The organism is Kitasatospora sp. NPDC057936, assembly GCF_042887525.1.
Taxonomy (GTDB): Bacteria; Actinomycetota; Actinomycetes; order Streptomycetales; family Streptomycetaceae; genus Kitasatospora.
In genome coordinates this window covers 227,229-237,296 of record NZ_JBHVPD010000002.1, presented here as the reverse complement: position 1 = coordinate 237,296, position 10,068 = coordinate 227,229, and the positions used below count along the sequence as shown (strand labels likewise).

The window sequence follows — 10,068 nt, the reverse complement described above, 5'->3', positions numbered from 1 at the left end:
CACCGCGCGTTCGTGCGCCTGGAGGACATCAGCCCGGGGTCGGACCCGACCGAACTGCGCACCATGGCCGACTACCTGGCCTCGCAGAACATCCCCTACGGGATCAACGTCATCCCCGTCTACACCGACCCCCGGGGCGTGTACAACAACGGGACGCCCCAGACCATCACCCTGGCCCAGGCCCCGGACGTCGTCGCCGCGCTCCAGTACATGCTCGCGCACGGCGCCGTCCTCATGAACCACGGCTACACGCACCAGTACAGCAACGTCAACAACCCCTACACCGGCGTCACGGCCGACGACTTCGAGTTCTTCCGCTCGCACGTCGACGCCGCCAACAACGTCGTCTACGACGGGCCGCCCGCCGAGGACTCCACCGCCTGGGCCCAGTCCCGGGTGACCGCGGCCCTCGCCGGCTTCGCCGCGGCCGGCCTGCCCAGGCCCGCCCTCTGGACCACCCCGCACTACGCCGCCTCGGCCGCCGACTACCGGGTCTTCGGCCAGAACTACACGGCCCGGCTGGAGCGTCCGCTGTACTTCGCCGGAACGCTGAGCGGCGCGCCCGTGAACCCCGGCCGCTACATCGGGCAGTTCTTCCCGTACGCGGTCAAGGACGTCTACGGTACGACCGTGCTCCCCGAGGACATCGGCAACTACGAGCCCGTGCCCGTCAACAACCACCCGGCACGGCTCCCGGCCGACCTGATCAACTCGGCCAGGGCCAACCTCGCCGTCCGCGACGGGGTGGCCAGCTTCTTCTACCACCCGTACTACCCCGTGGCGCCGCTCCAGCAGACGATCGACGGCATCAGGGCCCTCGGCTACACCTTCGTCGGCCCGATGGACCTGGCCAACTGAGCGGCCCGAACAGGTGAGGAGCTCTCAGCAGTGAACCCGGTGAAGAGGTCGGCCGCCGCCCTCGCGGTGCTGGCCGTCCTCTTCGTCGCCGCCGGATGCTCCGCGGAGTCCGGCGACGACGAGGACAAGCCCAAGCCCAGCCCCTCCTCGGCCGGTGCACCACCGACCGGCCGACCCGACGACGGGAAGACGAGCGAGATGCGCGGCATGACGCTCCCCTCGTGGAACACCGACGACTACGACAGCCCGCAGGCCGCGACCTACATCCAGCAGATCGCCGCCACCGGCACCCGGTGGGTGACCTTCACCCCGACCTGGTACCAGGACCGGGTCACCGACTCGGCCATGCGCACCACCGACGAGACCGCCGCCGACGACAGCCTGCGCAACATCATCCGCCTCGCCCACGACGCGGGCCTCAAGACGATGATCAAGCCCCACGTCGACCTGACCAAGGGCGGCGATCGCGCCGAGATCAGGCCGTCCGACCCGGACGCCTGGTTCACCGCCTACCAGGGCCTCATCACCCACTACGCCCAACTCGCCACCGACAACGGCGTCGACCAGCTCTCCGTCGGCACCGAACTCGCCGGCACCTCCCAGGACGGCGCGCACTGGAGCAGCGTCATCGCCGCCGTCCGCGACCGCTTCAAGGGCCCGCTGACGTACGCCGCCAACTACGACGAGTACAAGAAGGTCCCCTTCTGGAAGGACCTCGACGTCATCGGCATCGACGCCTACTGGCCGCTGACCGACAAGGCGACGACCGACCCGGCCCAGCTGCGCCAGGCGTGGCAGCCCATCGCCGACGAGCTCGCCGCGTTCTCCCAGAGCCGGCAGCGGAAGATCCTCTTCACCGAGGCCGGCTACGTCAGCCAGCGCGGCACGACGACGGCCCCCTACTCCTGGACCGTCAGCAAGCGCGACGGCGACGCCGAACAGGCCGCCGCCTACGAGGCGTTGCTCGCCACCTTCGACGGCAAGCCCTGGTGGGCCGGCGTCTGCTGGTGGATGTGGGACGACTGGCCCGACAGCGGCGAGACGAAGAAGAAGCTCGCGTACACGCCCCACGGGAAGCCCGCGGAGGACGTCCTGAAGAAGTGGTGGACGCAGGCGGGGTGACGCCGTCGCGCGGGTAGGGCGCAGGGGCGCGGCCGGAGCGCCGCGGGGGCGGGGCGGCGCCGGGCGGGCAGAGTGGTCGCATGCAGGAGCACGAGGAGACGCCACAGGAACAGCGGGCCGGCTGGTTCGAGCTGTTCTTCGACCTGGTGTTCGTGGTCGTGGTGAGCGTCCTCGCCCAGGGGCTGCACGGCGACCCCGGGGCGAAGGAGTTCGGCACGTTCCTCGTGCTGTTCTTCCCGGCCTGGTGGGCGTGGGCGAACCTCACGGTGACGATCAACGTGGTCGGCTCGGACCGCCCCCGCGGCCAGGCCCTGCTCCTCGGGACGATGCCCGCGCTCGGGCTGATGGCCGCGGCGGCGCCGGAAGGGCTCGGATCGCGGGCGTGGGCGTACGCGCTGGGCGCCGCGTGGGTCCGGCTGGGGTTCTTCGCGATCTGGCTCGACCGGGCGCGGCGGCCCGGGAGCCCGCTGCCGGTCTGGCGGCCCGTCCTCTACTGCCTCCTGCCCGCGGTGCTCTGGGCCGTCTCCGCCGTCGTGCCGGGGCCGGGCAGGTTCGTCCTCTGGGGCGCGGCGACGGTGCTGGAGGTCGTGCTGCTGTCGGTGCGCGCCGGGATCAGCGCCGAGTTCTACGCCCGGCTGTCGGTCGAGCACCTCGTCGAGCGGATCAGCCTGTTCGTCGTCATCGTGCTCGGCGAGAGCGTCTACACCATCGGCGTCACCCTGTCCGCCCACTTCACCCGGGCGTCGGGGGCGACGGCGCTGCTCGCCTTCGTCGTGGTCGCCGAACTCGCGATGGTCTTCTTCGTCTGGGGCACGACGGAGGCGGCGCGCGGACTCGCCCACGTCCAGGCCGAACGGTCCGACCGGGCCATCCGCGACACGGTGATGTACCTCCCGTTCGTCCTGGTCTCCGGCGTGACCGTCATCGCCGCCGCCCTCGGCACCGCCGTGGCCGCTCCCACGCACCACCTGCCGGTGGGCGCCCGCTGGGCGTTGTGCGGCGGCGTCCTCGCCTTCTACACCGCCAACGCCGCCATCTCGCTGCGCTACGGCGACGGCCCGCGGACCGTCCTCGGCTGGTACCTGCCCGCCCTGCTCCTCACCCTGGCCGGCCTGGCACCCGCCTCGGTGTTCCTCCCCGCCTGGGCTGCGGTCGCCTGCGCGGCCCTGGTGGTGTTCGCCCTCGCCAAACTCGCCCGCCACCGCAGCGCCGCCCGACGGGGCTGACCGGCCGTCATCGTCACGGTGTCGCGAACTGACTGCTCGTATTCCGTTTATGGGGATGTGGAGGCGGTGCGGAACGTTGATTCGTCGCGTTCCGTTCAAGCGCCGCTTACTCCATCATGGAACGGTGTCCGGCGCGCCTACGCGCGTAGCACCGCCCCCCTGTACCCCCACTGCACGGAGGACTTGACCCATGCTCAGACGCCTCGACACCATCCGCCCCCTCGCCCTGGGGGCGGTCGTCCTGACCGTCCTCGCCGGATCGAGCACCGTCCCCCACCGGGCCGCCGCGGCGACGACCACGGCGAACGCCACGACCGCCCCGGCCGCGGCCCCCGCCGCGACCGCGCAGCACCGCGTCCTGTTCGACAACAGCAAGGCGGAGACCGCCGGCAACGCGGACTGGATCATCAGCACCAGCCAGCCGGACCCGCTCGCCGAGAACGCCAACCCGCAGTCGGAGACCGACTGGACCGGCGCCATCTCCGCCTGGGGCGTGGCCCTCCAGAAGACCGGCCAGTACAGCCTCAAGACGCTGCCGAGCGGCTCCACCATCACCTACGGCACCGGCGGCGCACTGGACCTCGCCAACTTCGACGAGTTCGTCCTGCCCGAGCCGAACATCCGGCTCAGCGACTCCGAGAAGACCGCCGTCATGACCTTCGTCCAGAACGGCGGCGGGCTCTTCCTCATCTCGGACCACACCGGCAGCGACCGCAACAACGACGGCTGGGACTCCCCGGCCATCCTGAACGACCTGATGACCACCAACTCGGTCAACAGCAACGACCCGTTCGGGCTCTCGGTCGACCTGCTCAACATCCAGACCGACAACCCGCGGGCGATCAGCGACGCCGCCGACCCCGTCCTGCACGGCCCCTTCGGCACCGTCACCGGCAGCATCATCCGCAACGGCACCACCTTCACCCTCAAGCCCGCCGACAACCCCTCCGTCAAGGGCATCGTCTACCGCACCGGCTACTCCGGCACCACCGGCGCGTTCTTCGCCACCAGCAGCTTCGGCAAGGGCCGCGTCGCCATCTGGGGCGACAGCTCCGCCATCGACGACGGCACCGGCGAGCCCGGCAAGACCGTCTACAACGGCTGGAACGACCCGGCGGGCACCGATGCCGCGCTCGGCCTGAACGCCACCGCCTGGCTCGCCGGCACCGGCAGCGGCAGCACCACCGGCAGCGTCACCCTCACCAACCCCGGTGCCCGCACCGCTACCGCGGGGACGGCCACCAGCGTCCAGCTGTCCGCCACCGACACGGCCGGCGGCACCCTGACCTACGCCGCCTCCGGTCTGCCCGCCGGCCTGGGCGTCAACGCCACGACCGGCCTGATCAGCGGCACGCCCACCACCGCCGGCAGCTACTCCGTGACGGCCACCGCGACCGACTCCACCGGCCCGTCCTCCTCCGTCACCTTCACCTGGACCGTCCAGCCCGCCGGCGGCGGCAGCGGCTGCACCGCCGCCCAACTGCTCGCCAACCCGGGCTTCGAGGCCGGTTCGACGGCCGGCTGGACCGAGACCAACACCAGCGGCACCAGCACCATCAACAGCAGCTCCAGCGAGCCGCCGCACTCCGGCACCTACGACGCCTGGCTCGACGGGTACGGCACCACCAACACGGACACCCTCGCCCAGACCGTGACCCTCCCGGCCGGCTGCAGCACCTACAACCTCAGCTTCTGGCTGCACATCGACACCGCCGCGAGCAGCACCACCGCCTTCGACAAGCTGACGGTGACCGCGAACGGCACCACCCTGGCGACCTACTCGAACGTCAACGCGGCCGCCGGCTACCAGCAGCACACCCTCGACCTGTCCGCGTACGCCGGGCAGAGCGTGACCCTCAAGTTCAGCGGCTCGGAGGACTACACCAAGCAGACCTCCTTCGTCCTCGACGACACCGCCGTCAACGTGGCGTGATCCGGCCCCGGTTGCCCTCCTTCATGAGAAGGAGGGCAACCGGCATGAGAGTCCGCGACATTGACGGCGGCCCAACACCGCCACTGCTAGCCTCGGCCCATGTCTGCGGAGCAATTCCTGACGCTGGACCCGGCCTCGGCCGACTTCGTCGTCGACGTCTCCAACGTCGTCCGCGACGACGCCCTCCTGAGCGCCCGGAAGGCCGACCTGTCGCGGCTCACCGCACTCTGCCGCGCGCTGGCCTCCCACGTGGGCGACCACACCCTGCAGATCTACGCCGTCGTCGACGACTCGCTGCTCACCGACTCCTACCTCACCCGGGCCGAGCGGGCGCAGCTGCACGACTGGGTCGAGGCCGGTCTGATGGAGCCGCGAACGGTCGCGGACGACCGGCTGATAGAGATCGCCGACCTCTCCGGCGTCTCGGTCGTGAGCGACGACGGCTTCGTCGAGTTCCACCGCCGCTACCCGTGGATCTCCGGCAACCGCGACCGCTTCGTGAAGCCTGTCCCCCTGCCCGGCGGCCGGGTCGGGATCGTCCGGCGGGTCATGCCGGTGCCGGAGGACTGGCAGATCACGCGCAAGGAGGAGGAACGCCTGCTGCTCTCCGCCGGGATGCTCGACCGGCGCACCGGCAGCGGCCCGCGCCGCGAGTTCCTCGAACGGCTCTGGCGCTGCCCGGAGCGCGGCTGCCGGCTCTTCGAGGGCGGGCGCCGGACGGGCGCGGGCCAGGCGCTGCCGCGGCACGACCGCGGCCGGGCGGTCTGCCCGACGCACCGGCTGCCGCTGATCGACCGCGGGCCGCGCCCGAGCCAGGTCGAGGTCAAGATCCACGTGAACGACGAGGTGCAGACGCGCGTCGTGGTCGTGACCGGCCACGACGTCGTCGTCGGACGCGACCCGGTGGCCCGCAAGGGGCAGCGGACCGTCCTGATCGGCCCGTGGCTCACCGGCGCGGCCACCCACCTCGTCAGCCGCTCGCACGTCCGGCTGGCCTGCCACGACGGCGTCCTGGAGGCGCACGACACGAGCACCAACGGCTGCCGGGTCCGCTCGGCCGACGGCACGGAGCGCGAGGTCCGGCCCGGGCGGACGTGGCAGCTGCGGCGCGGGCAGCGGCTGCTGCTGCACGAGTCCGTGTGGGTCGAGATCAGCGGCCGGACCTTCGTCTTCGAGGGCGAGACGCCGCTCCCGAAGGCGCCTGCGCGCAGCGAACCCTCGGGGCCGACGATGCTCGGGCAGATCCTCCCGAAGCAGGACCACCGCAAGGGCAGGCGCCCGACGCGCTGAGGACCGGTGGTCACCGGGTGGTCACCCGGGGTGGTCGTGGGCGGTCGGGGCGTTCCGGCGGGATCATGGGAGGGTGATCCCGAGCGGGGTGCGCCGATGAACGTGATCACCGACTGGCTGCGCGGACTGTCCGGACCGGTGGTGTACGCCGTCGTCGCGACGCTGGTCTTCGCCGAGGACGCGATCTTCGTGGGATTCGTCGGCTTCGTCGTCCCCGGTGAGACCTCCGCCATCCTCGGCGGTCTCCTCGCCCACCAGGGCAAGGTCTCGCTCGCGTGGATCACGGTCGCCGTCGTCGGCGCCGCCATCCTCGGCGACTCCGTCGGCTACGAGATCGGCCGCCGCTTCGGGCCGTCCCTCCTGCACACGCGCGCGCTGCGCCGACACGAGGAACGGATCGACAGGGCGCGGGACTTCATGAGCCGACGCGGTTCGGCCGCCGTCTTCTTCGGCCGGTTCATCGCCTTCCTCCGCACGATGGTGCCCGCACTGGCGGGCACCTCCCGCATGCCCTACCGCCGCTTCCTGTTCTACAACGCCGTCGGCGGCATCGCCTGGGGCGTCGGCTGCACCCTCCTCGGCTACTTCGCCGGCGCTGCCTACCGCCGGGTCGAGGGCGTCGCGGGCCGCGTCGCGGCGATCGCGCTGGCCGCCCTCGTCGTCATCGCCATCGTCGCGTGGCACCTCCGCAGGCGCCGTGCGCGGCGCCGCGAGGAGAAGTCCTGAGGCCTGCCCCCGCTCCTGGGGGCGCACCGGCGGAATCCCGCTCGCACCGGACGGGTTCGTGTGGCCGACGTGCCGCGAGTGCGGTGGGGCCGCGTTCCTCTGGCAGCGCTGATTCCTCCGGGTTCCGGAGCTGTTGTTCTAGGTGTTCCGACCCGTGCGGTCGTCCCGCTGTCGGAGCCAGGTCCGCTTCGAGAAGAGGCGCAGCGCCGCTGTGAAGGGGTGCTCGGCCTCGATCCGGGCGGCCTGCTCGGCCGCGCCGGGGTGGCCGCGTTCGTCGGCCCAGCCGTACCACTCGATGGCCGCCCGGTACGAGCCGTTGCGCTCCAGGGCCCGGGCGCCGTCCAGGATCGCCCCCAGGTTGCCGGCCTCGCCGGCGCGGTGGAGCCAGTCGAGCGCGATCCGGTGGTCCTGGGCGGTGTCCGACTCCAGGTGGAGGCGGGCCAGCTTCCGCATCGCCCCGGCGTCGTTCGCCGCGGCCGCCTGTTCCAGCCAGTGGCGGGTGCGGGCGGGGTCGAGGGTGGCCATGATCGACGCGGCGGCGCGGTCGCCGGCCTCGGCCAGGGCGCGGTAGCGCTTGACGGCCGCCCTTCTGAGCCGCTTGCGCTCCTCGCTCGTGGTGGCGGTCTCGTGCAGTGTCAGTGAGAGGCGGGCGACCTCGCGAGGTGCGGTGGGGTCACCCTGCTGCTCGGCCGCCAGGAAGCAGGTGAGTGCGTGTGCCGGATGGCCGTTGAGCTCGTGGAACTGCGCCTGCTCCCGGGCGGAGAGCGACGTGGAGGGGATCTGCACCTTCGCGGGCGCCTTCGCCGACGCCTTGGCGGGCGCTTTTGCGGGTGCTTTGGCCGGCGCGGACGTCTTGGTGGCGGCGGCCTTCTTCGTGGGCTTCTTCGCGGGTGCCTGCACCGGTGCCTTGGCAGGCGCCTTTGCCGCCGCGCCCGAGGGCCCGGGGGCGCGCTCCAGCCCCGTGCGCAGCCGTTCCACTTCCTTGCCGGCCGCAGGGTGGCGCTTCTCGGCGGCGCGCCGATACCAGGTGATCGCCTGCTCGGCCCGGCCGGTCTGTTCGAGGAGCTCCGCGGCCAGCAGCATGCCGTGCGCGTGGTCGGCCCGGGCGGCCTTCAGGTACCAGTGCAGCGCCTCGGGGACGCGCGTCTCCTTGTGGTACCAGCTCGCGAGGTCGAACGCCGTGGCGCCCTCGTTGCCCGGTGGTGCGTCCTGGTAGGCGGTCAGGAGCGCGCGCTCGCGCCAGGAGACGCCGGTCTTGGGCCGGGTGCTCCTGAGCCGGGCCACGGCGTCGGTGGCCTGTTGGTTGGAGCCCTTGGCCGTGGCGCGCTCGAACCAGACCAGCGCCTCGGCCCGTCCGGCGCCGCCCGGTTCTGCCTCCGCCAGCGTGCCGAGGCGCATCATGGACTGGGACTCGCCGGCCCGCGCTGCCGACCGGTACAGCGTGACGGCCTCGGGCCCGCGGTGCGGGAAGTACCGTTCGATCAGCTGCGCCGCCTCGCGGGCGGCGGTCGTGTTGCCCGCCCCGGCGGCCAGCAGCAGCCAGTAGAGGGTGGCCTGCAGATCGCCGGTCGCCCGCACGGCCAGCGCGACCTGGCGCATCGCGTTGGCGTTCCCGGCCTCGGCGGCGGCCCGCCACTTGGCCCCGGGCTCGCCGGCGTACGGCTTGGCGGGCTTCTCCTTCGGCGCCGCGGCTTGGGCGGCCGCGGGTTGCTTCGCCGCGGCTTGGTTTCCCGTGGGTTGCTTCGCCGCAGTCCCCTTCGACGCAGGCCCCTTCGCCGCCGGTTGCTTCACAGCGGGCCGCGTCGCGGCCGGTTGCTTCGCCGCCGTCGGCGGCTGCGTCGTCCCCTGCCGCTGTCCGCCGCCCGTCGGCGACGCCGCGAGGTCGTGGTCCTCGCGGTTCCAGTCGTCGGCGGTGGGGGAGAGGCCGGGCGCGGTCGGCGGCACCGTCAGCGATTGCCGCGGACCCGCGGTCGCGGGCCGGCGGCGCAGCGGCTCGCGCAGCTCGTTCGCGACCTGCCAGCGGTCGACGATGGCGGCCAGCACGGCGGAGGGCAGCCAGCCGGGGACGTCCGGTTCGGTGGCCGGCAGCAGGGTGGCGAGCCGGTCCGTGGTCGGCCGGTTCTGCGGGAGGGGTTCCAGGCACGGGCGGACCACCTTGGCGACCGCCGTCGGGAGGCCGTCCAGCCGGGGCCGGCCGGCGAGGATGCCGGCCGTGATCTCCGATTCGGAGCCGGCTCCGAACGGATGGCGGTCGAGCGCCGCGTAGGCGAGGACCAGCCCGAGGGAGAACACGTCTCCCGGCCGTTCCACCGGCCGGTTCCTCAGCTGCTCGGGCGAGGAGAACGCACGGGTGCCGGGGTTGCCCGCCCCGGTGAGGGCGGTCCCGTCGGTGCGGGTGAGGTCGCGGGCGATGCCGAAGTCGATGACGCAGGGGCCGTGGCTGTCCAGCAGGACGTTCGAGAGGTTGAGGTCCCGGTGGACCAGGCCGACGGCGTGGATCCGGGTCAGCGCGTCGACCAGCCCGACCGCGAGGACCTGCCAGGTGCGCCCCTTCAGCGGGCCGCCGCAGGCGCGGAGCGCCGACCGGAGGTCGATGCCGCGCATGTACCGGGTGGCGAACCAGGGCTCGTCGGCGGTGGTGTCGGCGTCGACGACCCTGGCCGTGTGCCGGCCGCCGACCGCGCGGGCCGCCCGCACCTCCCGGACGAAGCGTTCGCGGTAGGTGCGCTGGTCGCTCGCCAGGCGGTCCGGCCGGATCACCTTGAGCGCGACCTCGCGCCCCGCCCAGTCGCCCGGCTCGATCCGGCGGGCGTAGTAGACCGTGCCGTAGCCGCCCTCACCGAGTCTGCCGTACAGCCGGTACGGGCCGATCCGCTCCGGATCGGTGTTCCAGAGGTGTTCCAACTCTTCTTC

At 72.6% G+C, this 10,068-nt stretch carries 7 protein-coding genes; 6 read left to right on the top strand and 1 reads right to left on the bottom strand.

Translation table 11 applies throughout. From position 1 onward, the window contains the following. From ACFVU9_RS02200 to ACFVU9_RS02175, 6 genes are all read left to right on the top strand, one after another. A partial coding sequence (locus ACFVU9_RS02200) for a DUF2334 domain-containing protein (protein ID WP_387589006.1) occupies positions 1-858 on the top strand: 858 nt, incomplete at its 5' end. A 30-nt stretch (positions 859-888) separates the two neighbouring features. Beyond that, complete coding sequence (locus ACFVU9_RS02195) at positions 889-1,980, top strand: glycoside hydrolase family 113 (RefSeq protein ID WP_387589004.1); 1,092 nt, start codon at positions 889-891, stop codon at positions 1,978-1,980. 80 nt (positions 1,981-2,060) lie between these two features. Continuing rightward, a complete protein-coding gene (locus ACFVU9_RS02190) occupies positions 2,061-3,206 on the top strand; it encodes a low temperature requirement protein A (protein ID WP_387589002.1) in 1,146 nt (381 codons plus the stop codon). A 190-nt stretch (positions 3,207-3,396) separates the two neighbouring features. Continuing rightward, positions 3,397-5,139, top strand: a complete 1,743-nt coding sequence (locus ACFVU9_RS02185) for a putative Ig domain-containing protein (protein WP_387589001.1) — start codon at positions 3,397-3,399, stop codon at positions 5,137-5,139. Positions 5,140-5,238: 99 nt separating this feature from the next. After that, a complete protein-coding gene (locus ACFVU9_RS02180; protein ID WP_387588999.1) occupies positions 5,239-6,429 on the top strand; it encodes a hypothetical protein in 1,191 nt (396 codons plus the stop codon). Positions 6,430-6,525: 96 nt separating this feature from the next. Then, positions 6,526-7,155: a DedA family protein gene (locus ACFVU9_RS02175; RefSeq protein WP_380500392.1), complete on the top strand. Its 630-nt coding sequence runs from the start codon at positions 6,526-6,528 to the stop codon at positions 7,153-7,155. A gap of 138 nt (positions 7,156-7,293) precedes the next feature. Here the strand turns inward: ACFVU9_RS02175 and ACFVU9_RS02170 are convergent, their stop codons facing one another. Next, entirely contained in the window at positions 7,294-10,059 is a 2,766-nt protein-coding gene (locus ACFVU9_RS02170) for a protein kinase (RefSeq protein WP_387588997.1), read from the bottom strand. Positions 10,060-10,068 lie beyond the last annotated feature (9 nt).

What these genes read in the sequence shown, in the direction of transcription:
- ACFVU9_RS02190 (WP_387589002.1), top strand. Translation starts at nt 2,061, where the DNA reads ATGCAGGAGCACGAGGAGACGCCACAGGAACAGCGGGCCGGCTGGTTC.
- ACFVU9_RS02185 (WP_387589001.1), top strand. Translation starts at nt 3,397, where the DNA reads ATGCTCAGACGCCTCGACACCATCCGCCCCCTCGCCCTGGGGGCGGTC.
- ACFVU9_RS02180 (WP_387588999.1), top strand. Translation starts at nt 5,239, where the DNA reads ATGTCTGCGGAGCAATTCCTGACGCTGGACCCGGCCTCGGCCGACTTC.
- ACFVU9_RS02175 (WP_380500392.1), top strand. Translation starts at nt 6,526, where the DNA reads ATGAACGTGATCACCGACTGGCTGCGCGGACTGTCCGGACCGGTGGTG.